Genomic DNA, 22663 nt, shown 5'->3' with positions numbered 1-22663 from the left:
TCTAAGGGAACGAACGTGAAGGATCTCGTAGACATCCACGTGGGCGCATCCGAGATGCTTCACTTCGTTACCAATGACGAATTTACAATTTGTCATAATCGAATGGGTTTTCCGCAGGAAATAGGCACTCAGCATGACAAATGATTTTTCGCATTTTATTTCTGATTGACTATAAAAAGCAAGACTTATGAGAAAATTAGTTTGTGTCGGTATGCTATGTGCATTGTTATCTGCATGTACATCTCCGTTCGAGAAGCAGGTGAAGGCTGATTTCCAGGCGAAAAAGGCTTTGTTCTCACAAGGGGATTTCTTCGGTGTGTTCGATGATGAAGGATTGACAGCTGAAGAACGGGATGCCCTGATGTTCTTTTATGCGTATATGCCGGTGGGCGATATTACGGATTATTCGGGCAACTTTTATCTGGAAAACATCCGGAGCTCGTTTGCCACGCGCGAAGAGACGGAGTGGGGAAAGAAGATTCCCGATGATGTGTTCCGGCATTTTGTCCTTCCGGTGCGGGTGAATAACGAGGCGCTCGACCGCTCGCGGATGGTGTTCCACGATGAACTGATGCCCCGCCTGAAGGGATTGGCGATGTATGACGCCGTGCTTGAGGTAAACCATTGGTGCCACGAGAAGGCGAATTACCAGCCTTCGGACGCGCGTACCAGTTCGCCCCTTGCCACGGTGCGGACGGCTTACGGGCGTTGTGGGGAAGAGTCTACTTTCCTTGTGGCTGCGCTCCGCTCGGTGGGCATTCCGGCACGGCAGGTCTATACGCCCCGCTGGGCACATACCGACGACAATCATGCGTGGGTAGAGGCTTGGGTAGACGGGAAATGGTATTTCCTGGGAGCGTGCGAGCCTGAGCCGGTGCTTAATTTGGGCTGGTTCAACGAGCCGGCAAGCCGCGGCATGCTGATGCACACCAAGGTGTTCGGCTATTACGAGGGACCGGAAGAGGTGATGCGCACCACCGCCAATTATACCGAAATAAACGTGATAGGCAACTATGCGGAAAACGCACCTGTATCGGTACGGGTAACGGATATAGATGGAAAGCCCGTCGAAGATGCTTGCGTGCGCTTTGGCATCTATAACTATGCGGAGTTTTATCCGGTTTCATCCCAGAAGACAGGTGCGGACGGACGGGCAAGCCTTTCCGCCGGACTGGGAGATATGGTGGTGCTGGCGGTGAAAGACCGTGCGTTCGGAATACAGAAAGTGTCTTTCGGAAAAGACAAGGAAGTAAAACTCCGGCTCGAACATCAGGTAGGCGACACGCTTTCGTTCTCGTTTGACATCGTTCCTCCCGCAGGTGACCCGACACTTCCGGAAGTCACGCCGGAGCAACGCGCTGAGAACGATATCCGTTTCAACCGGGAAGACTCCATCCGCCATGCGTATATTGCTTCCTTCCCCGGTGCGGACGCAATTCGTGCCTTTGCCTCGGAAACGGGATATGATGCAGAAGCGGTTGCACCCTATATCGTGGCTTCGCGCGGAAACGCTTCGGAGATAGAGGCTTTCTTGAAAGAGGCGGCAGGACGGGAGATGCGGAGTCGTGCGCTGGATTTGCTGGGCACACTTGCCGAGAAAGACTTGCGCGATGCGGAGGCAAGCGTGCTGGACGACCATCTGTATCATACGGATTCGCTGGCGGATGTGGCTACGGTCTTGGCTCCGCGCATCGGATACGAAATGCTGACTCCTTACCGTTCGTTCTTCCGGCGTGAGATACCCGAAACGGATGTCGCCCGTTTCCGCGAGAAACCTTTGGAACTGGTGGAATGGTGTAAGGATAGCCTGATGCTCCGGGATGACTTGTGTACGGTGGGTACGGTGATTTCTCCCGAAGGGGTATGGAAAAGCCGTATGGCAGACCGGACTTCGCGGAACACGTTCTTTGTAGCGGTGGCACGTTCGCTCGGCATTCCCGCATGGATAGACCGTGTGACGGGATATGTATTATATAAGGAGAACGGCAAGGATGTAGCGGTAGATTTCGAAAGCGGGCGTTCGGAACAAGTGGCGGAAGGCACGCTGAAGCTGGACTATACGCCGATACCCCGTCTGGGCGACCCGTCGTATGCACGCCATTTCTCCTTGTCCCGTTTCGATGGGGAAGGGTTTGCCTTGCAGGTTTATCCCGATTTCGAGCCTTGGAGCAAGTTGTTCAAAGAACCGGTCCCGGTTCCGGCAGGCTATTACATGCTGGTGTCCGGCACCCGTCTGGCTAAGGGAGGCGTGCTGGCGCAAGTGTCTTTCTTTGGCGTGGAGCAGGATAAGGAAACCGATGCAGGACTGGTGATGCGTGAGAGTGAGGAGGCGGTCAGTGTGATAGGCAGCTTCAATTCGGAATCCAAGTTCCAGACTCCGGAAGGTGGGGAGACTTCGGTTTTGCTCACCACGGGCAGGGGCTATTTCATTGTGGGCATTTTAGGCGTGGGTGATGAGCCTACCAACCATGCCTTGAAGGACATCGCCGCCAAAGCCTCGGAATTGGAGAAATGGGGACGGAAGATTGTGTTGCTTTTCCCCTCACGTGCCGCATACGAGAAATATCAGTCGGCTCCGATAGAAGGCTTGCCTTCGACCGTAGTTTTCGGTATTGATGCTGACGGAAGCATAGAGGCCGCTATCCGGCAGGAGATGAAGCTTCAGGCTGGCACCCGTCTTCCGGTTTTCATCGTAGCCGATACGTTCAACCGTGTGGTATTCGAGTCGCATGGCTATACCATCGGCATGGGCGACCAGCTCTTGCATACGGTTCATGGGTTGTAAAAAGATTGGTTTTCACCACAGATTAGTCAATTTACGATTTGATAATTTACTATTTATGCGAATCAGGAGTTAAACGTAGTTAAGTTTCACAGGAGTTATCACTTCATTGAGGAGTTAAAGTCCAATAGTCCTGTCTCTGAAAACAGTGCAAGGGGTATTGGCATCTAACTCCCAGCCCGCCCAGCGGGAGATAACTCCCTTTTAACTCCTGATTGGCATTATTTACTATTTTGATATATTCCGCAATTAGCCAATGTAGGGTGGGGTTCGACCGCCTGTATGCGTCCACGTGGATGTTTTCGGGCAGGCAAACCCTGCCCTACAAGTTAATTGGCAAGATGCGGGATTCATTAAAAAGAAGCATAATGAAAAACGAATTTTTGCTTTCACTCTCCAAAGAAGAGTTGATACGGTTGATAGAAGATTATTCGAAAAACTGGCTGGCGATGGACGGCGTGTGGTTTCAGTCGGTAGAGCGGATGCGTGGGATGGACGAGGCGATGCATCACGATGCCGAGGCTTGGCAGAGGTTTACCGTGATTGAAGCCAAGCGCATCAAGGCGTTCTTGGGCTTGCCCGAACGTGCCGGCTTAGAAGGACTTGCCCGTGCTTTGCAATGCCGTTTTTATGCGAATCTGAATGAGGCGGATATCATCATGGATGCCGAAAGGAAAACATTGGTGTACCGTACCCGTGAATGTCGGGTGCAACGGGCACGCGAACGGAAAGGAATGCCTTTCCATCCTTGCAAGCCAGTAGGCGAGATAGAGTATGCAGGTTTCGCCCGTACCATTGACGAGCGCATCTCGTGCGAGTGCATTTCATGCTTTCCCGACGTGACAGACCCTGCATGTTGTTGCGCTTGGCGTTTCAGGCTGGATGATTAGTCATACGGTGTTCCGCATAATGCTTCAATTGTAGCCCGTACCCGTCGGGATGTAGTGACATCGCGGGTATATTCGTCTGCATCTTTGCTTCCCATTGTGACTTCTGGATTGGTGAAAAGCATACGGCTCTTCACTTGCTCGCGGGCAGAGAAATGGAATTCCCGGATGCTGGTGTCTTGTGCCAGCTTTCGGATATTTGTTTCGTTCACGCCACATCCGGCAAGAAGGATGATGCGCTCTTTGGCATATACTTGCAGGTCTTTGAGAAGAGGGGCACCTTGAGGGGCGGTGGGTTGCTGGCCCGAAGTAAGGATGCGTGTCACTCCCAATGATACCAGTTCATCAAGTGCCCGGTAAGGATTCTGGCAATGATCGAAGGCACGATGGAAGGTGACAGGGGTGTCTCCGCTGGCTTCCATCAGTTTTTGCATCAGTGCCAGGTCGATGTTGCCTTCCGGTGTGAGACATCCGAACACCAGTCCGTCGGCACCAGCCTTACGTGCCGTGCGGATATCTTCCAGCATTGTTTCTGCTTCGATGGGAGAATACAGGAAATCGCCTCCCCTTGGGCGGATGATGACATGCAGACGGATGTCGAGCATCCGGCGTGCGGTCTTGATTTCACCATACGAAGGGGTAGTCCCTCCTTCGGGGATGCCGGCGCACAGTTCTACGCGCTGGGCTCCTCCTTCTTGTGCGGCAAGACAGCTTTCTACCGAATTGGCGCACACTTCGAATGTGTATTTTCTTTCGTTCATCGTTTTAAAGTATGTGTAAAATTAGTATTCTCACCACAGTGGGCACGGTGGCAAACTGCGGGAATTAATATCTGAAGCTGCTTCCACCCAAGAATTCGCGAAGGAGCGAGGTGGGTGGTAACTGATTATCGGGGATAGACGTAAAATAGCCCAGAAAACGAAGCAGGCGGTTGGCTTCCGAATACGCCGGACAATTGTTCGGTACTTTGCGTAAGAGGGGTTCGGCATAGTCTTTCAGCACGGCAAGCTCGAACAGAAGGGCGGAGTTGAACATTGCATCGGCATATTCCTGGTAAGGGAAAATCCACTTTTCTTCTCCTGCACGTACGCTTTCCCACCGGTTGATGGTATCCTCGGCACTGCTTCCCCGGTATTTCGAGTCACGGATGATGCGGCGCAGGAGCCGGTTGTCTGTCGTTGGGATATAGTTATGATTATCCAGTTGGATAGTGGTCAGTGCCGATACATAGATTTTGTATTTGTTCGCTTCCGGAATGTGGCGTGTCAGTTCGGGATTGAGTGCGTGTATGCCTTCCAGTATCAGAATCATGTTGTCATTGATACGGAGTTTCCTGCCACTCATTTCCCGTTTCCCTGTCACGAAGTTGAAGCGTGGAAGTTCAATTTCTTTACCGGCTATCAGATCTTGTAATTGCGATTCGAAAAAAGGCAGGTCGAGGGCATAGAATGATTCGAAATCGTGCTTCCCGTTTTCGTCCAACGGGGTATCGTCGCGGTTCACGAAATAATCGTCCAGCGAGATAGGGTAAGGGCGCATGCCGTTGGTGATGAGCTGTACGCTCAGGCGCTTGCTGAAGGTGGTTTTTCCCGATGAGGACGGTCCCGAAATCAGGACCAGTTTGACACGTTCCCCGTTCTGGTCACGGTGGGTGATTTCATCGGCGATGCGGACGATTTTCTTTTCCTGAAGTGCTTCGGATACATTGACCAGCTCGGTGGCAAGCCCTTTCTGGCACGCGATATTGAAATCGCCTACGGTGGCGATGCCTAAGATCTCGTTCCAGCGATGGTATTCTTGGAATACTTCCAGCATTTTTTCTTGCTTTACCACTTCTTCCAGCCGGGTAGGGTCTTTCCGGTTAGGGATGCGCAGGAGTAGTCCGTCATAGTATTTTACGATGTCGAACAAACGGATGTATCCGGTGCTGGGGACGAGGCTTCCGTAATAGCAATCCGTCGTGTTTCCCAGCCGATAGTAAAATGTGTATAACTGGTCATAGCTGCGGAGGAGTTTTGCCTTGTCCATCATCCCGTGCTGGAGGAACATTTCGGCCGCTTGTCTGGTGTGGCACTCGATGCGCTGGAAAGGGATGTCTGCTGCAATGATTTCCTGCATTTTCTGCTTGATGCGAATCACATCGTCTAGTCCGATGGAACGGTCCAGATGCAAATCGCAATAATAACCTCTTGATACAGGATGCTCCAGCGAGATGCTTCCTTGAGGATAGAGTTCTTCTACCGCCTTGACCAGAATGAAACACAACGAGCGGAAGTAAGTGCGCATTCCTGAAGGATTTGTGATGTCGAGGAACTCGACATCCTTATTATAGTATACTCTGAAGTTCAGGTCTTCTACTTTATTGTTTACCTTGGCGCTTACCACGCCATAAGGCATATCCAGTCCGAAACCGTTATAGATGTCGAGCAAACTGCTCCCTTCGGGAAAACTTTGGGTGGAATTGTTGTTTTTGCAATAGATGTCTACCATAAAGGTGTATATTTGTTGTTTTCGAGGGTTAAGTTACGAATTAATCCCGACATTCATTGACTTTTAAATCTTTTTTTATTTGATGGTATAGTTCCCAAGAAAAATCAACGACTTTTGATTTATATCAAGAATTTGCGAGAAGAATGCGAAAAACTGCTTTTAAATATAATAACATATGTCGTAAACCTGTATTTTTGTGTCGTAAAACATAAAAACAGGATAACTAGTATGCTTAAAAGGATGAAAAAAATTCTTGTAACAGGTCTTCTGGAAATGAAGAACAACAATGTGCGTATCTGGGAAGACATGACACGTTGACAGAAGATTAGGATTTTTTTGAATGTAGTAAAAAGTAAATGAAAATGGAATGAATAATGGAGGTTGCAGGGCGTAGAGCTTTGCAACCTTTTTTGTTAATGTGCTAATGAATAATGATTAATGTGCTAATGAATAATGTGCTAATGTGAGAATACATTATCACATTGCCACATTATCACATTAATCATTAGTACGCTGTTTTGTCCGTTTTATTTTCCCAGTCGGTGAAAGCTTTGAGGGCTTCTTCGGGCAAGAGGCGTTCCGCTTGCAGGCGGCGGTCTTCAGGATTCAGTTCCAGTTCTTTGTAGATGAATGCGTCATCGAATCCGATACGGGCGGCATCGTGTTTGTCGTTTCCGTAATACATGCGGTCCAGATGCGCCCAATAGATGGCTCCCAGACACATGGGGCAAGGTTCGCACGAGGTGTAGATTTCGCATCCGCTCAGGTCGAATGTCCCCAGTTTCCGGCAAGCGGCACGGATGGCGCTTACTTCGGCATGGGCGGTAGGGTCGTGGTCGGGGGTTACTCGGTTGGTACCTGTGGCGATGATTTCCCCGTTGCGTGCGATGACGGCTCCAAAGGGGCCTCCTCCTTCGGCTACATTGCGTATCGACAGTTCTATAGCTTTGCGCATCAATTCTTCTTTCGTCATAAGCTTTCAGGTTTAAGTTTCGTGTCCCTAAAGATACGTTTTTTTCACCACAGATTACACAGATTCATAAAATTATTTAGGAATAAAAACATAAGGATTGCCAGACATTCATGGATAAATAAAATCTGTGTAATCTGTGGTGAAAAACACAAAAAAAGCGGAGGCACTTTTACGTACCCCCGCTTTCTTTTTATCGGGTAAGAGATATATTACATCATGCCACCCATGCCTCCCATTCCGGGTGCCGGCATTTCGGGCTTGTCTTCTTTCTTATCTACGATGACACATTCTGTAGTCAGGAACATACCGGCGATAGAAGCCGCATTTTCCAATGCTACACGGGTTACCTTGGCAGGGTCTACCACGCCTGCGGCATGCAGATTTTCGTAAACGTCTGTGCGTGCATTGTAGCCGAAGTCACCTTTGCCTTCACGTACTTTCTGAACAACTACTGCACCTTCCTTGCCGGCGTTGGCAACAATCTGGCGCAACGGTTCTTCGATGGCACGTTTGATGATTTCGATACCGGTAGTTTCATCGGCATTGTCACCCTTCAAGCCTTCCAGTGCATCGATGGCACGGATGTAGGTTACGCCACCGCCCGGAACGATACCTTCTTCGATAGCCGCACGTGTCGCGCACAAAGCATCGTCTACACGGTCTTTCTTTTCCTTCATTTCCACTTCGCTGGCTGCACCTACGTAAAGCACGGCTACACCGCCCGACAATTTGGCAAGACGTTCCTGAAGTTTTTCCTTGTCATAGTCGGAAGTAGAGTTCTTGATTTCAGCCTTGATTTGGTTGATACGGTCCAAAATGTTGTCTTTGTCACCGGCACCGTTCACGATGGTTGTGTTTTCTTTTGTGATGGTAACTTTTTCGCAGCTACCCAGCATGTCGATAGTGGCTTGTTCCAGTTTCAAACCCTTTTCTTCGCTGATGACAACACCACCCGTCAGGATAGCGATATCTTCCAGCATGGCTTTACGACGGTCGCCGAAGCCCGGAGCCTTAACGGCACAAATCTTCAACTGGCCACGCAAGCGGTTGACAACCAATGTGGTCAAGGCTTCGCTATCTACATCTTCTGCGATAACCAGCAAAGGACGTCCGCTCTGTACGGCAGGTTCGAGGATAGGCAGGAAGTCTTTCAGGTTGCTGATTTTCTTATCGTAAATCAGGATGTACGGACGTTCCATTACGCATTCCATCTTTTCTGTATCCGTTACGAAGTAAGGAGACAGATATCCACGGTCGAACTGCATACCTTCTACAACGCCGATGGTGGTGTCGGTACCTTTGGCTTCTTCGATGGTGATGACACCGTCTTTCGAAACCTTACGCATAGCGTCGGCAATCAGTTTACCGATAACCGGGTCGTTGTTGGCAGATACAGTAGCTACTTGTTCTATCTTGTCATAGTTGTCTCCTACGGTTTCAGCCTGAGCCTTGATGCATTCAACGACTTTCGCTACGGCTTTGTCGATACCACGCTTCAAGTCCATCGGGTTGGCACCGGCGGTTACGTTCTTCAGTCCTACGCCTACGATAGCCTGAGCCAGTACGGTTGCGGTAGTTGTACCGTCGCCTGCATCGTCGCCGGTTTTCGAAGCTACAGATTTCACCAACTGTGCGCCGGTGTTCTGGAAAGCGTCTGCCAGTTCGATTTCTTTTGCTACGGTTACACCGTCTTTCGTGATTTGCGGAGCACCGAATTTCTTTTCAATGATGACGTTACGTCCTTTCGGACCCAGTGTCACTTTTACGGCATTTGCCAGTTCGTCCACGCCTTTCTTCAACTGGTCGCGGGCATCAATATTGAAAAGTATTTCTTTTGCCATGATTCTTCGTTTTTAATTGTTCATTATTCATTATTAATTGAGTACGGCGAGCACATCGCTTTGACGCATAATCAGGTATTTTACACCGTCGTGTTCGATTTCTGTGCCCGAATATTTGCCATATAATACTTGGTCGCCTGCTTTCAGGATCATTTCTTCGTCTTTTGTGCCATTGCCTACGGCTACAACTTCACCTTGCAACGGTTTTTCTTTTGCTGTATCGGGGATGATGATGCCACCGATTGTCTTTTCTTCTGCAGGTGCCGGAAGAATTAGCACTCTGTCTGCTAATGGTTTAATGTTCATAATGTTTATATTTTTATACGTTATTCATTAAATTCTATCGGGCTTGTCCATGCAAGCCACCTTTCTCTCTACCAAAACCGTGCCAAAGTGTTTTTCTGACATTCTGTCAGCATGATGTCTGCCACATAGCTGCGTGGACAGATGCATATAGGTACATCGGGCGGCGCACTTATATGCCTTGCCGGTTCAGGCTATCTGCCTTGCGGCACGCAGAATCATGTCTACGGCTCCATCGATTCCGGTCCGCTCGGTGTTGATAATCAGGTCGTAGCCATTGATGTCGGTCCATTGCTTGCCGGTGTAGTGCCAATAGTGGTTGGCACGTCCGGTGTTGACCTGTTCGATTTTTCTGGCGGCATCTGTTGCCGAAAGGTGAAGTTCGTCGGCAAGCTGCTTGACCGCAAAGTCCCGTCCCGACATGATGAAGACACGGAGCACGTGCGGGTCATCGCGCAAAATCCAGTTTCCTAACCTGCCGATGATGACGCAAGGGCTTTTGTGCGCCAACCCGCGGATAGTCCGGCTCTGGCTGACGTAGATGGCGTCTTCTTTCGAGGGGTTCATGGATGCCGGTATGCCGCTGTCGGCAAATATCATTTCCCACAGGCGGGAGGTGGAAAGGGTTTGCTCGTTCTGTGCCACGAAGTCGGCGGAATATCCCATCTGTTGTGCCGTCTGGTCGATGAGCTGGCGGTTGTAGCAGGGGCATCCCAGGCGGCGTGCTACTTCCGCACCGATGGCATCGCCTCCGCTCCCGTACATGCGCGCGATGGTGATGACGTGGTTGCCTCTCCACTCGTCGCTGGTTTGTGGGGCAGCTTTCCGGCGCTCGCCTTTGGGGATGAAAATCAGGTCTAACCACTGGAGGTGAGGCGAGAATACCCGTACCATGATTCCTACGTAGAACATGGATACCAACGTGCCTACGCCCACCATCTTCCAGCTCCAGTGCCCGAAATAGACGAACATGAAAACGGTGCCGATGCATACTAAGCAGGTGTCGGAACAGATTTTCACCTTGCCGAAATCTTTTCTGAGAAAACGGGAGATGGCAAGCGGAAGCCCTTCGCCGGCAAGCATCAACGAGTCGCAGCGCACCTCGCAGGCGATGCCGAATGCCAATATGGCACCTCCGGCGAGCAGTTCGATGAAACGCAACGGGTAACCTGCCACCGGATTGAGCTCGAAAGGCACCTGTAGCGGCGCGGTGAGCCACATGGTGAGGTCGGTGTAGAAACCGAAAAGGAAAGAAACCAAAATCTGGGTGTACTGGCGTTTCTCGAAATCCTTGCGCAAGAGCAGCATCTGAATCAAGATGAAGAACACATGCATGCAGATGGTGAGCTGGCCCATCGTCATCTTCATCCCCGGTATCAGCGAGAGGATATAGGGTGGGGCGGATATAGGTGATGACCCGAGATTGGCGCGGATAGACAACGAGGTGCCTAAGGCGATGACAAAAAGAATAATGACAAAACTGGCATAGCGGCGCATCCACTCTGCCTTGCTCCTTTTTAATTCCATTGTTCTGAACTTTTAAAAATCAGTGCGAAAGTACACAAAAATCAGCGTTGTTGGCTTAAGTCCCGGCAGCGCTTTAAACTTATTTAAACTCCTTACGGTTATCATCCTTACAATTCCAGCAGAAATGACAATGCCGTCAATTGTATCACCGGCTTTTGAAAATTCAATGTAGCATTTGTCATTTGTAAGTTTTGTAAGGGGGCGTTACGATTGTAATGAAATTGTTATCTTTGTTCTCCGTAAAAAAAAACTTGTTTGTATGGAAATACTATATTTGATTATCGGGCTTGTCGTGGGATGCGTGGCAGGCTGGCTGCTTGCATCGCGGAAAGGTGCGGCACTGGAAGTACAGCTGAAGATGCAGGAAATGCACGCTCACGAATTGATAGAAGCCGAACGCCGCCGTTCCGAAGAAAGGCTGGCAGAGCAGAAGCGCGAGATGGAAGACCTGCACAAACGCTCGGCACTGGAGTTTGAAACCTTAGCCGACAAGATACTCCGCCAGCGCGCTGAGGCATTCAACCGCCAGAGCGCAGAAAGCTTGGGAGCCTTGCTGAAGCCTTTGGGTGACAATCTGAAGGAGTTCAGGCATAGGGTGGAAGAGGTTTATGACAAAGAATCGAAACAACGTTTCTCGCTGGAAGACCGCATCAAGGAGCTGGTGCAGCTGAACAAGCAAATCAGCGATGATGCCAACAACCTGACCCGTGCACTGAAAGGAGACTCGAAGATGCAGGGTAATTGGGGGGAAATGGTGTTGGAAACCATTCTGGAAAACTCAGGACTGCGTGAGGGCGAGGAATATTTCCGCCAAGAGTTCTTGAAAGATGAGAAGGGGAATCCTGTACGCAACGAAGAAGGGCAGCGGCTCCAGCCTGATGTGCTGGTGATGTATCCCGATAACCGCCGCGTAATCATCGACTCGAAGGTGTCGCTCACCGCTTACGCCGCTTATGTGGTAAGCGAAGACCGCGAGGAGCAGGAGCGTCTGCTCAAGGCGCACCTGACATCGGTACGTGCCCACATCGACGAGCTGAGCCGTAAGGATTATTCGCGCTACGACATCGCCTCGCTGGATTTCGTGATGATGTTCATCCCCAACGAGCCTGCCTATGTGCTTGCCCTGCAGGCGGATCCTGACCTGTGGAACTATGCCTACCGCAAGAAGGTGGTGCTGATGAGTCCTACCAACTTGATAGCTGCGCTCCGGTTGGCACTCGACCTGTGGAAGCGGGAATATCAGGAGAAGAACATTCAGGAAATTGTGCGTCGTGGCACTGCACTTTATGAGAAGCTGGTAGGGTTTACCGAGACTTTCGAACGGATAGGGGATACGCTGAAAGCGGCTTCTTCGGCATACGACACGGCATTGGGACAACTTTCGGAAGGAAAAGGCAACGTCATCCGCCAGGCGGAGATGCTGAAAGAGTTGGGGATTACACCGAAAAAGCAATTGAAAGTTTCAAGCGATGAGGTAACGAGATGACTGGGCTACAAGGCTTTAAATAGTCGTGCTGGCATCAACCGGATGGTGTGAAATGAATGTCTGCATTTAGCCGGCAAGGAGTTAAAGGGAGTTGGAAGCCAATACTTTTGTGCTATTGGCATTTAACTCCTTCTGACTCCTTTTATCTACTGGTATTTTCTAAAACCTTGTCAACTAGTCAACTTGTTACCTTGTCAACTTTATCAGAAAGAGGCAATCAACTCGTCCGGAGTGATCAAAGCCTGCTCTCCGGTCGCCATATTCTTAAGTGTCACTTTGCCTTCCTGCATTTCGTTTTCACCCACGATGGCTACGAAAGGGACCGCTTTGGCATTGGCGTAGCTCATCTGTTTCTTCATCTTGGCACTGTCGGGATAAATCTCGGCAGAGATGCCTGCCGCACGCACTTTCGCGAGAATCGGAAGTACATAAGCAGTTTCTGCTTCACCGAAATTAACGAACAACACTTGTGTGCCAGCCGATGCATCTTTCGGATACAGGTCGAGCTGGTTCAGAACGTCATAAATACGGTCGGCACCGAATGAGATGCCTACGCCCGATACACCTTCCATGCCGAATACACCTGTCAAGTTGTCATATCGTCCGCCTCCGCTGATGCTTCCTATCTGTACGTCAAGGGCTTTCACTTCGAAGATGGCGCCCGTGTAATAGTTCAGGCCGCGTGCCAGAGTGAGGTCAAGTTCCACTTCCGAACGGATATTCAGTCCGGCAAGTGTCTTCAGGATAAACTCGCTTTCTTCGATGCCTTTCATTCCTGTCTGGCTGGCGGCGAGCACCTGTTTCAGGGTGTCGAGCTTTTCTTCGTTTGTTCCGCTCAGCTGGATAATGGGCTGAAGCTTGTCGATGGCTTCTTGTGGGATACCTTTTGAGGCAAGTTCGGCATTGACATTGTCTAGTCCGATTTTGTCCAGCTTGTCGATGGCTACGGTGATGTCTACTATCTTGTCCGCTTCGCCGATGATTTCGGCTATACCGCTCAGGATTTTGCGGTTGTTTATCTTGATGGCGACACGGATACCGAATTGGGTGAATACGGTATCAATCATCTGCACCAGTTCTACCTCGTTCAGGAGTGAGTTGCTTCCCACGACATCGGCGTCACATTGGTAAAATTCCCGGTAACGTCCCTTCTGCGGTCGGTCGGCACGCCATACGGGCTGAATTTGGAAGCGTTTGAAAGGGAATGTCAGTTCTTCGCGGTGCATTACCACGTAGCGGGCAAAAGGAACGGTAAGGTCATAGCGTAAGCCTTTTTCGCAAAATTTGCTTGCCAACTTGGCCGCGTTGCGTGAGAGCAGCTCCTCATCGGTAAGTCCCGAAAAGTAGTCTCCCGAGTTTTGTATCTTGAAGAGCAGTTTGTCTCCTTCTTCGCCATATTTGCCCATCAGCGTAGAAAGGTTTTCCATAGAGGGGGTTTCTATCTGTTGGAACCCATAGAGGTGGAATACCTTGCGGATGGTATCGAATATATAATTACGTTTCGCCATTTCCACGGGCGAAAAGTCTCTGGTTCCTTTCGGAATGCCTGGTTTTGTTGCCATAATAAATCGGTTTTAAAAGTTTGTGGTCGCAAAATTACGGAAAAAACCTTTATCATTTACCATTTACTGATTACCATTTTGTAGCCATAAGCAGCCGTAATTTGTAAAAGGCAAAATAGGAACTCGCAAAATATCTTTACTAGCGGCGGTTGGTGAAAATCGACACGTAGTAAATCAATGTGGCAAGCGACCCCAATGCAGCCACTACGTAGGTATATGCCGCCGATTTCAAGGCATCGAAAGCCTGAGTCTGGTTATAGGCATTAGTGATGCCTGCCCCTTTCAGCCATACCAGGGCACGTCGGCTTGCATCGATTTCTACCGGCAAGGTGATAAAGCTGAACAACGTGGTCATCGCAAAAAGGCAGATGCCGATAAGCATCAGTTGGGGGAACGTATTGATGAGGAACATTCCTGCCAATAACACCCATTGCACGATGGAAGAAGAGAACTGCACCACGGGTACTAGCGCCGAACGCATCTGAAGCGGAGCGTAGGCCCGTGCGTGTTGTATGGCGTGTCCGCATTCGTGTGCGGCTACGGCTGCTGCGGCTACACTGCACGTGTTATAGACCCCTTCGCTGAGATTGACGGTTTTGTTGGCAGGATTGTAATGGTCGGTGAGCATACCCGGTGTGCTGGTAACCCGGACATCGTAGATGCCATTGTCGCGTAGCATTTTTTCAGCAACCTCTTTGCCTGTCATTCCATTGGTTAGCGCAATGTGTGAATACTTGTCGAACTTTCGTTTCAAGTTAGCCTGTACCCAATAACTGATAAGGGCAATGGCAATAAATAAAATCCAGTACATCATAAGTGTTATATTCTTTAAATCATATGGTTTCGTCAGAAACGTTACAAATATCTTGCCAAATGTAGGGAAAAATCGAAAACTAATCAATCTGTCAGGCATTTTATTGAGGAATATTTAGCCAAAAAGGCAATATATTTGCCCACCGTCAAGTTAGAAGTGCAACTCCGCCACCGCCTTCCTCCGTCCTTGGAGCGTAGCGGAAAGGGCGGAGGAAGGCGGTGGAAGCCCGGAATCAGGGTCATCCGGCAATACAAAATAAAAAAGGGAGACCTCTGTCTCCCACGGATTAATTACTTTTGTATTGTCTATGAAGTATAAGCACTTAACCCGTGAGCAAAGGTACGCAATTTACCTGGGACGACAAAAGGGTGAGACTCTGGAAATGATTGCTCGTTCCATAGGAGTCCACAAATCGACGGTAAGCCGTGAGATAAAGCGTAACTCCACGCCGAGCGGCAAGTATGTATGGAACAAGGCGCATGACATGGCAGAATCCCGCCGGTGTCATACGCCCGGCAACAGGGGGCTGGATGATGTGCTGCAATGGCGCATCATTGAGTTCATAAAAAACGAGCAGTGGTCTCCCCGGCAGATATCCGGACGTTTGAAGCTGGAGGGTATAAACGTCTCCCATGAAGCCATTTACGCCCTCATCCGCAAGGACGAAAGCGGGGAACTGGCTTCCCATTGCCGGCATAAGATGAAATACAAGCGCAAGGCCTCACACCGTCATGAGACTAAGGCCACGAACATCCGTAACCGTGTGAGCATACACGAGCGTCCGGCGGAAGCCGACGGCAAACGTTTCGGGGACTGGGAGATGGACCTCATCGTGGACAAGGACAGCAACGCCATCCTCACGCTGACGGAAAGGAGCACGAACTTCCTGTTGATGGAAAGGCTCAAGCACGGGAAGAAAGCGAAGCCTGTGGCAAGAACCGTGTGGAGGTTGCTGCTGCCATACAAGGGAGAGGCCTTGAAGTCCATCACCACGGACAACGGCAGTGAGTTCGCCGAGCATGAATGGATAACCAAGAAGCTCAACGTGCCCGTGTATTTTGCCGATTCCTATTGCGCATGGCAGAAAGGAGCCATAGAAAACGGCAACAAGCTGATACGGCAATATATCCCGAAAGGAACCGACATCAGTACGGTTACAGAAGGAAAAATAACCAAGATCAGGAAGAAAATTAATGCCAGACCGAGAGAAAAACTCAATTTCTTGACTCCGGCTGAGGTCTTTTTCAAAAATATTTCGTAATGTTGCACTCGCTGGTTGACTCTGCCGGCAATATATTTGTACTTTTTTTGAAGAATCCTTTGCAGATTCGGAAAAAAGTTATACCTTTGCACACGCAATCAGGAATGATGGCAAACAGGTTTGATTCGCTAGCTCAGCAGGTAGAGCACAACACTTTTAATGTTGGGGTCTTGGGTTCGAGCCCCAAGCGGATCACCAAAGAGAGGTCTTCAGAGGTGAAGACCTTTTCTTTTTAATTCGTATAATACTGCTGGCGTTCAATTAGTTACATCTTCTTTTGAGGCAGCATAAAAGGTGGTGACACCATCAAAAAAAACGAGAAAAAGCGACACACTTGGACGTAAAAAGCCCCTTTTGGACGGGTTTTGTGTTACCATAGCTGTGTTACCAATCTCACAAATGTGTTACCATTATGAGTAAGTACGTAAGATTGTTCTTCAACCGGAAGAAGAAAGCCACGGCAACAGTGGCGGGAGCTATCGAAATTGTGGTCTGTCTCCAGCGTGAACGCTGTTATTTCCATTCAGGGCATAGCGTTACCCTTGACCAATGGGAGAATGGGGTGGTGGTGAATCATCCGCGTGCCGTTGTCATCAACGAGGAAATCCAGAAAAAAGTAACCGAATTCGAGCATATCCTTATCGCCATGCAGGTGAACAAGGACGATATGACTATCGCTCAATTCAAGACCTACTTGAGTGCGGACGGCGGCAACCGCCGTAACTTTATGGCGTGGCTTAGGGAGCGTATTAATAATCGTCCGCTCCGTGAAGGTACTCGAAAGGGACATCTGACCACCTACAAAGCACTTGAACGTTTCGGCAAGTTCAAGACTTTTGATGATGTAACCCTGCAACATATCTATCAGTTTGATCTTTTCATCAGGGAAGAACAGACCTATACCACCAAAGGCAAACCAATCGTCAGAAGTCAGGCAGCCATCCACAACTACCACAAGCGGTTCAAGTCGTATGTGTCCGAAGCTTTCCGCCTTGGGCTCATCAAAGAGAACCCATACGAGCGGTTCCAAGACAAGCGTGGGGAGAAAAGTGACCGTCCTCACCTTACCGAAGCTCAACTGAAAAAGCTAATCCGTATGCGAGAGGAGAGCACGGATGCAGTAATGAACAAGTATCTTGATTTCTTCCTCTTCCAGACTTTTACAGGCATGGCATACAGCGATGCCAAATCATTTGACTACGAGCAGCACGTTGTTTCCATTGACGGTAAGGACTACATTGACGGTCACCGCATAAAGACAGGAAATGAGTTTGTCACACCTATCCTGCCCATCACACGGAAAATCTTGGAGCGTAACAACTTCAATATGGAGATAACCTCCAATCAGAAGTACAATCAATTCCTTAAAGGCATAGGCTTGGCTCTCGGCTGTCCTTTTCCTTTAACCACACATATTGCCCGCCATACATTCGCCTGTACGGTGGCTCTTGGGCAAGGAATATCCAAAGAGGTGCTGCAAATTATGATGGGGCATACCTCTATAAGGACAACCGAAATCTATGCGAAACTGCCCATGCAATATGTGTCGCAGAACATTGGAGATAGGATGTTCAGGGTTTGGAAATAAAAAATTACCGCAAGTAAGAGCTAAGGTGCTTATATCGAGAGGGGGTCGTTAAAATGACGACCCCCTCTATACACTCTAAATGTTATATGGATAGTGGGCCAAAAATGGTACAAATAAACTATAAATCAAGTATATCATCAGTTCTTTGTGAGAACTTTGCTATACTCCCCGGCATTTCGCGAATGTCTGCTTGCCTTGACATTCAAAGTAGAGTCTTGATTGGCAAAAGTCAATCACTTTATGCAAGCAAGGAAACATCTCGCCCCGATATGGAAGTCTGTGGTGTTGTTCAAGTCTTAAATACCGCAATTATAAGTAATAGCAGACAAAGGTAGTATGGCTGATGAATTGAATTTGTTAATGTTTGAGTTAGCCAGCCAAACACGAAGAAGAATTATTATTGAAAGAAACGCCTGACCATGGCTATATAGCCGTACGGTCAAGCGTTACTGAAAAAAGATTTTGTTTATAGGGTTCCGGCATTTTCCCGATATTCTTTCGGGGCGCATCCGGCTGTACTCTTGAACAGCCTGGTCAGGTGCTGGGGATATTTGAAGCCGGTTTCGTAGGCTATCTCGCTGATTGTCTTGTCTGTTTCAAGAAGAAGGTCTTTTACTTTGTCAATGACTGCTTGATGGATGCATTCAATGGCGGATTTCCCAGTCTGCATCTTTACCATGTCTCCGAAATAGTTGGCGGAGAAATGTAGCTGGTCGGCACACCATGCCACCGAAGGCAATCCCTGCTCCTCAGGTCTGTCGGAATTGAAATAATCGTTCAGCAGCGTACGGAAGCGGGTCAGCACATCACTGTTAATGACGGAACGGGTGGCGAACTGGCGGTCGTAGAAACGGAGGCAGTTGTTGAGCAGCACCTCAATATTGGAAACGATGATACTCCTGCTGTGCTTGTCAATGTCGTGCCTGAGTTCCTCTTCTATCTCACCGAAACAGTTGAATACGGTCTGCCGTTCGCGTTCTGACATGTGCAGAGCCTCATTCACTTCGTATGAGAAGAATGTATAGTCCTTCATCTTGTGGGCGAGCGATGTGCCACGTGTCAGATCAGGATGGAAAAACAAACCATAGCCCTGCGGGTGCGGCGTATATCCGCCGTCATCAATTCCTATCACCTGACCGGGTGCAATAAAGACCAGCGTGCCTGCCTCATAGTCATACTTGTTGCGTCCGTAAGTCAGCGGTCCGTATATTTCGTCTTTCAGCAGAATGGCATAAAAGCCTAAACGCATTCGGCGGTGGGGGCACTTCTCCATTTTTGAGAAATCGGCTAAACTTACCAGCGAATGCTGCGTTTCAAGTCCATGAAACTGGTTGTAATCGTCTATTGTTCTCAAGTCTAAAATGTCACTCATGATTCTTTCCTTTCAATGAACGCAAAGATACTGAAAATATTGATTATTACTGCCGAATAATTGATTATTATGCGGTAAAAGAAGCATTTCTGTAAAACATCTATTCCTTTCTGTAATCCGTATAAGGATGAATTTCTGTGTTTGGCGTACCTTTGCACCAGCAATAGAATAAAGAAATTATATTTTAAATAAACGCAGATAAAATGGAAGAAAAAGTAATTGACATCAGAATTCCCGATAAGGAACGTGATGACGACGGTCAGCGCACCGCCCGCCTGGTATTCAAACTGAACCATACGATGCCCGGCACCGACGAGTACAATGCCGTGCTTCACGAACTGTTTCAGGACAACATTGGCGAAGGCAGCATGGTGACGGCACCGCTCACACTCGTGCTTGCGCGCCCCGTGAAGATAGGCAAAGGCGTAATGGTAATGAGCAACTGCCTGATGATGTCCGCCGGAGGCATCACTATCGACGATGACGCCATGATAGCCGCCAACGCACAGCTCATCACCAACAATCACGACCCTTACGACCGTCCACTGTTGCTCTGCAAGCCCATTCATATCTGCCGCGGCGCATGGATTGGGGCAGGCAGTACCATTTTGCCGGGCATTACGGTGGGCGAATATGCCATAGTAGGTGCAGCCAGCGTCGTAACAAAGGACGTGCCGCCTTACGCCGTTGTGGTAGGAAACCCGGCCAAAGTGGTCAAGTATTTGGACAAGGAAAAGTTTGAGAAATAAAACAGTAATAAATCGTTGGCGTGATTATTTGTGCCCGTTGCGGCAGACACTTCCGGTTTGTTACATTAAGACGGCTTATACTTACGGTTTTCACTTGCTTCCGGCAGGCTTGCAAGAGACGACCTTTTAAACTGCAAAAGACCGTCTATTAAAAGGTAAAAGACCATGTCTCGAAGACAGAAAGACCACCTTTTGAAACCGTAACCGTCGGCGTGCAGCTGACAATAATATCGCCAACTGATGAAGTAATATTAAAATAAAGAAAGGATCTTGTATGAGTTTTAAGGTTTTTATGCCCACCTTGTGGTACTTCGGACAAGGGGCATTGAATGAATTGGGCAAACAGCAGCTGCCCGGAAAGAAAGCGCTGCTGGTCATATCAAACGGAAAGTCAATGCGTGCCAACGGTTATCTGGAGCGCACGGAAAACCAACTGAAATCGGCAGGTGCTGATTATGTGGTGTTCGACAAAATCGGCGCCAACCCGCTGAAGCCCGTAATCATGGAGGGTGCAGCAACGGCGCGTGAGGCACAGTGTGATTTCGTGGTAGCGTTGGGCGGAGGCAGCGTGATGGATGCGTCAAAGGCCATAGCCTTGATGGCAACCAACGACGGAGACCTGTGGGACTATGTGCAAGGCGGTACGGGTAAAGGGAAACCTATTGAAAACCATCCTCTGCCCATCGTTGCCATTACCACGACAGCCGGTACGGGTTCGGAAGTGGATTGCGGCGGTGTGGTCAACAATCCCGACACCAACGAGAAAATGGGCATTGTGTACCCTGTTCTCTTCCCGACATTGTCCATCGTCGACCCGGAACTGATGGCAACTGTTCCGCCGACATTCACGGCTTACCAGGGCTTTGACACATTGCTGCAAGCCACTGAATGCTACATTAGCCGCGCGTCCAACCTGATGTGCGACATGGTGGCCCGTGCAACCATTGAAAACGTAGGCAAATACCTCGCCCGTGCCGTAAAAGACGGGCACGACATGGAAGCCCGTGAACACGTGGCTTTTGCCAACACCATGTCAGGGTATGCCATGATGACTGGCTCATGCACCAGCGAGCATGCCATGGAACATGCGATGAGCGCCTATCATCCGGCTCTGCCGCATGGCGCCGGACTGATTATGATTTCGCGCGAATATTATACCTATTTCATCAACCACAACGTCCGTGGCGAACGGTTCATTGACATGGCGAAGATGCTTGGTAAAGAGGACGCCGGAGAACCTATGGACTTCGTGAAGGCACTCGTCGATTTGCAACGTGCCTGCGATGTGGACGGACTGAAGATGTCAGACTATGGCATACGTCCAGATGAATTTGAACAGTTTGCCAAGAACGCCCGTGAAACTACCGCCGGACTCTTCATGGCAGACCCAGTGGAAATGTCGCACGAGGACTGTGTGGAAATATACCGTAAGTCTTATAGATAAACCGTCTTCAGACAGAAATCAAAAGCATTATCCATCGTAATGCTTACGCTGTGGCACATACTTTCTTTTCCCACAGCTAAGGCGCAAAATAACAGTTTGGGTAAAATGGGAAAGGATTGCCATTTCCATTTTGCCCTATTTCTTTAAGCGACAAGACACAGCCTCCGCAAAGTAACCACATAATAAGACTGTTGTACTTCACAGTCTTAATTGTTTTCGTTCTATTTTCCAATCATACTTCCCCTTCGCCACATCGCCAACCTCTTTGAGTGTATGGCGATGTTTAATTTCGTCAAAAGGCTGTCGGCTCTCCGCATAACCACAAAGCCATGCTCCGACCGCATTTTGCTGTTCGGTTGTTTCTCCGTACTCCTGCATCACGCTTTTGATGTCGGCTGCTTCGGACGGGGCAAAGAAAGACTTGTGGCACTCCGTGCCGAAATGGATAATCGCATCAATGGCTTGCTTAAAGACTTCGCTTGCCTTGTAGAGAATGCCGGCAAGCAAATTAAGAATATCCCGACTCGCTTTCAGCGCATCCTGTAACAGGCGGATTGTCTTGTCTTTCTCCGCCGTGGCACGGCTTACGGTAAAGTCAATGCGCTGCCGCTCGCCGTCCTTTTGCTCCTGAAGCTGCCGTACCGCCTTGTCCCTTTCAATGGCAAGTGAACGGCTCTGCATCAAAGCCCTGTCCCGTTCGGTTTCTGCATTCTGTTTCTCCGTTGCAAGTACTTTTGTCCTCTTCTCAACTTCCTTGTTGACGGCATCGGGAAAGGCTTTTCTGATGCGCTCGTTCTCGGCTTTCAGCTTGGCGTTTTCCTTTTCGATTGCTGCGAATTTGCCCACCCCGACAAGGCTACTTACACTGTCCAATATGCTGTCCATTTTCGCCTTGCGCTCGTCTTTTAACTGACGTTCCTTTTCGGCAATGTCTTTGTCAAGGGATTGGCGGTATTTCTCTTTCGCCTTGTTCTCACCCTCAATGAACTGCCGTTCCGGATAACTTCGTCTGGTGTAAGATTAATAATCTTCCGCTTGTAAGATTAATAATCTTGCAGCCTGAAGATTATTAATCTTACAGCGGATGGACCTAGTTAACCTCTCTCATAATCTACGAAACTGTATGCGTAGGCATGTTTTTCGTCAACGGAATGCGTTTCCCGGTTCACCACTTTCCAGTGGGTCGTGTCGATTTCCGGAAAGAATACGTCCGCTTCTTTCTTGTCATCTTCTATTTCGGTTAGGCAAAGCCGGTCGGCGATGACCAAGGCTTCGGCATACAAGCCGGCTCCACCTATAATATATATGTCTTCTTCTTTGCAGCAATGCATCAGGGCTTCTTCCAGCGAGTGAAAGCATTCGGCACCCGGAAAGTTGTGGTCACCTTTGCTTAGTACGATGTTTCTCCGGTTGGGCAATGCCCCTTTCGGAAACGATTCGAAAGTCTTTCGTCCCATAATGATGGTGTGTCCCGTGGTCAATGCCTTGAAGCGTTTCAGGTCATTGGGCAACCAATAAAGCAATTTGTTCTCGAAACCGAGTCCCCGGTTTTTGTTGATAGCTGCGATGATGGTAATCATGGTG

The 22663-nt window shown here is 49.1% G+C and carries 17 protein-coding genes, 1 tRNA gene and 1 pseudogene; 8 read left to right on the top strand and 11 right to left on the bottom strand.

Features of this window, described 5'->3' with window-relative positions; genetic code table 11:
- Nucleotides 1-187 precede the first annotated feature (187 nt).
- Both B5G04_RS02790 and B5G04_RS02785 read left to right on the top strand, forming a co-directional pair.
- Complete coding sequence (locus tag B5G04_RS02790) at nt 188-2785, top strand: transglutaminase-like domain-containing protein (RefSeq protein WP_087395660.1); 2598 nt, start codon at nt 188-190, stop codon at nt 2783-2785.
- Between the two features lie 365 nt (nt 2786-3150).
- Entirely contained in the window at nt 3151-3672 is a 522-nt protein-coding gene (locus B5G04_RS02785; RefSeq protein ID WP_087395657.1) for a DUF6125 family protein, read from the top strand.
- Here the strand turns inward: B5G04_RS02785 and B5G04_RS02780 are convergent.
- From B5G04_RS02780 to B5G04_RS02750, 6 genes are all read right to left on the bottom strand, one after another.
- Nucleotides 3669-4430, bottom strand: coding sequence for a copper homeostasis protein CutC (locus B5G04_RS02780; RefSeq protein ID WP_022039852.1), 762 nt, complete (start codon nt 4428-4430; stop codon nt 3669-3671). The two genes, B5G04_RS02785 and B5G04_RS02780, sit on opposite strands and share 4 nt — an antisense overlap.
- A gap of 64 nt (nt 4431-4494) precedes the next feature.
- On the bottom strand, nt 4495-6159 hold the full coding sequence (locus B5G04_RS02775) for a nucleoside kinase (RefSeq protein ID WP_022039851.1): 1665 nt from the start codon (nt 6157-6159) through the stop codon (nt 4495-4497).
- A 505-nt stretch (nt 6160-6664) separates the two neighbouring features.
- Nucleotides 6665-7132: a nucleoside deaminase gene (locus B5G04_RS02765; RefSeq protein ID WP_087251184.1), complete on the bottom strand. Its 468-nt coding sequence runs from the start codon at nt 7130-7132 to the stop codon at nt 6665-6667.
- Nucleotides 7133-7341: 209 nt separating this feature from the next.
- Nucleotides 7342-8973 (bottom strand): chaperonin GroEL, encoded by a 1632-nt coding sequence (gene groL / locus B5G04_RS02760; protein WP_087208725.1) that lies wholly within the window; start codon nt 8971-8973, stop codon nt 7342-7344.
- A 33-nt stretch (nt 8974-9006) separates the two neighbouring features.
- Nucleotides 9007-9279 (bottom strand): co-chaperone GroES, encoded by a 273-nt coding sequence (locus B5G04_RS02755; RefSeq protein ID WP_087395654.1) that lies wholly within the window; start codon nt 9277-9279, stop codon nt 9007-9009.
- A 186-nt stretch (nt 9280-9465) separates the two neighbouring features.
- Nucleotides 9466-10803, bottom strand: coding sequence for a cytidylate kinase family protein (locus B5G04_RS02750; RefSeq protein WP_087395651.1), 1338 nt, complete (start codon nt 10801-10803; stop codon nt 9466-9468).
- Between the two features lie 259 nt (nt 10804-11062).
- On the opposite strand from B5G04_RS02750, the gene B5G04_RS02745 reads away from it, so the two are divergent.
- On the top strand, nt 11063-12289 hold the full coding sequence (locus B5G04_RS02745; protein ID WP_022039845.1) for a DNA recombination protein RmuC: 1227 nt from the start codon (nt 11063-11065) through the stop codon (nt 12287-12289).
- A 203-nt stretch (nt 12290-12492) separates the two neighbouring features.
- On the opposite strand, the gene hisS is transcribed toward B5G04_RS02745, so the two are convergent.
- On the bottom strand, nt 12493-13851 hold the full coding sequence (hisS, locus tag B5G04_RS02740) for a histidine--tRNA ligase (RefSeq protein WP_022039844.1): 1359 nt from the start codon (nt 13849-13851) through the stop codon (nt 12493-12495).
- A 139-nt stretch (nt 13852-13990) separates the two neighbouring features.
- Nucleotides 13991-14665: a zinc metallopeptidase gene (locus B5G04_RS02735; RefSeq protein WP_087251179.1), complete on the bottom strand. Its 675-nt coding sequence runs from the start codon at nt 14663-14665 to the stop codon at nt 13991-13993.
- Between the two features lie 307 nt (nt 14666-14972).
- Here B5G04_RS02735 and B5G04_RS02730 point away from each other — a divergent pair, with 307 nt between their 5' ends.
- From B5G04_RS02730 to B5G04_RS02720, 3 genes are all read left to right on the top strand, one after another.
- On the top strand, nt 14973-15926 hold the full coding sequence (locus B5G04_RS02730) for an IS30 family transposase (RefSeq protein ID WP_087395476.1): 954 nt from the start codon (nt 14973-14975) through the stop codon (nt 15924-15926).
- A gap of 122 nt (nt 15927-16048) precedes the next feature.
- A tRNA-Lys gene (locus tag B5G04_RS02725) sits at nt 16049-16124 on the top strand.
- Between the two features lie 214 nt (nt 16125-16338).
- Complete coding sequence (locus B5G04_RS02720; protein WP_087249356.1) at nt 16339-17514, top strand: site-specific integrase; 1176 nt, start codon at nt 16339-16341, stop codon at nt 17512-17514.
- 466 nt (nt 17515-17980) lie between these two features.
- On the opposite strand, the gene B5G04_RS02715 is transcribed toward B5G04_RS02720, so the two are convergent.
- Entirely contained in the window at nt 17981-18886 is a 906-nt protein-coding gene (locus B5G04_RS02715; protein ID WP_087249358.1) for a helix-turn-helix domain-containing protein, read from the bottom strand.
- Nucleotides 18887-19089: 203 nt separating this feature from the next.
- On the opposite strand from B5G04_RS02715, the gene B5G04_RS02710 reads away from it, so the two are divergent.
- Both B5G04_RS02710 and B5G04_RS02705 read left to right on the top strand, forming a co-directional pair.
- Entirely contained in the window at nt 19090-19635 is a 546-nt protein-coding gene (locus B5G04_RS02710; RefSeq protein WP_087395648.1) for a DapH/DapD/GlmU-related protein, read from the top strand.
- Between the two features lie 274 nt (nt 19636-19909).
- The gene (locus B5G04_RS02705; protein ID WP_087249362.1) at nt 19910-21079 is read left to right on the top strand and encodes an iron-containing alcohol dehydrogenase; all 1170 of its coding nucleotides are present in this window, start codon (nt 19910-19912) and stop codon (nt 21077-21079) included.
- A gap of 198 nt (nt 21080-21277) precedes the next feature.
- Here the strand turns inward: B5G04_RS02705 and B5G04_RS02700 are convergent.
- Nucleotides 21278-22075 (bottom strand): annotated as a pseudogene (locus B5G04_RS02700) (mobilization protein); the annotation flags it as partial.
- 98 nt (nt 22076-22173) lie between these two features.
- Complete coding sequence (locus B5G04_RS02695; protein WP_087249364.1) at nt 22174-22659, bottom strand: dihydrofolate reductase; 486 nt, start codon at nt 22657-22659, stop codon at nt 22174-22176.
- Nucleotides 22660-22663 lie beyond the last annotated feature (4 nt).

Origin of the sequence: Bacteroides sp. An51A, assembly GCF_002161565.1 — a bacterium.
GTDB classification, from domain to species: Bacteria; Bacteroidota; Bacteroidia; order Bacteroidales; family Bacteroidaceae; genus Phocaeicola; species Phocaeicola intestinalis.
Note: the sequence above shows the minus strand (reverse complement) of the source record. Positions and strands in the feature narration are given on the sequence as shown.

What these genes read in the sequence shown, in the direction of transcription:
- B5G04_RS02790 (WP_087395660.1), top strand. Translation starts at nt 188, where the DNA reads ATGAGAAAATTAGTTTGTGTCGGTATGCTATGTGCATTGTTATCTGCA.
- B5G04_RS02785 (WP_087395657.1), top strand. Translation starts at nt 3,151, where the DNA reads ATGAAAAACGAATTTTTGCTTTCACTCTCCAAAGAAGAGTTGATACGG.
- B5G04_RS02780 (WP_022039852.1), bottom strand. Translation starts at nt 4,430, where the DNA reads ATGAACGAAAGAAAATACACATTCGAAGTGTGCGCCAATTCGGTAGAA.
- B5G04_RS02775 (WP_022039851.1), bottom strand. Translation starts at nt 6,159, where the DNA reads ATGGTAGACATCTATTGCAAAAACAACAATTCCACCCAAAGTTTTCCC.
- B5G04_RS02765 (WP_087251184.1), bottom strand. Translation starts at nt 7,132, where the DNA reads ATGACGAAAGAAGAATTGATGCGCAAAGCTATAGAACTGTCGATACGC.
- groL (WP_087208725.1), bottom strand. Translation starts at nt 8,973, where the DNA reads ATGGCAAAAGAAATACTTTTCAATATTGATGCCCGCGACCAGTTGAAG.
- B5G04_RS02755 (WP_087395654.1), bottom strand. Translation starts at nt 9,279, where the DNA reads ATGAACATTAAACCATTAGCAGACAGAGTGCTAATTCTTCCGGCACCT.
- B5G04_RS02750 (WP_087395651.1), bottom strand. Translation starts at nt 10,803, where the DNA reads ATGGAATTAAAAAGGAGCAAGGCAGAGTGGATGCGCCGCTATGCCAGT.
- B5G04_RS02745 (WP_022039845.1), top strand. Translation starts at nt 11,063, where the DNA reads ATGGAAATACTATATTTGATTATCGGGCTTGTCGTGGGATGCGTGGCA.
- hisS (WP_022039844.1), bottom strand. Translation starts at nt 13,851, where the DNA reads ATGGCAACAAAACCAGGCATTCCGAAAGGAACCAGAGACTTTTCGCCC.
- B5G04_RS02735 (WP_087251179.1), bottom strand. Translation starts at nt 14,665, where the DNA reads ATGATGTACTGGATTTTATTTATTGCCATTGCCCTTATCAGTTATTGG.
- B5G04_RS02730 (WP_087395476.1), top strand. Translation starts at nt 14,973, where the DNA reads ATGAAGTATAAGCACTTAACCCGTGAGCAAAGGTACGCAATTTACCTG.
- B5G04_RS02720 (WP_087249356.1), top strand. Translation starts at nt 16,339, where the DNA reads ATGAGTAAGTACGTAAGATTGTTCTTCAACCGGAAGAAGAAAGCCACG.
- B5G04_RS02715 (WP_087249358.1), bottom strand. Translation starts at nt 18,886, where the DNA reads ATGAGTGACATTTTAGACTTGAGAACAATAGACGATTACAACCAGTTT.
- B5G04_RS02710 (WP_087395648.1), top strand. Translation starts at nt 19,090, where the DNA reads ATGGAAGAAAAAGTAATTGACATCAGAATTCCCGATAAGGAACGTGAT.
- B5G04_RS02705 (WP_087249362.1), top strand. Translation starts at nt 19,910, where the DNA reads ATGAGTTTTAAGGTTTTTATGCCCACCTTGTGGTACTTCGGACAAGGG.
- B5G04_RS02695 (WP_087249364.1), bottom strand. Translation starts at nt 22,659, where the DNA reads ATGATTACCATCATCGCAGCTATCAACAAAAACCGGGGACTCGGTTTC.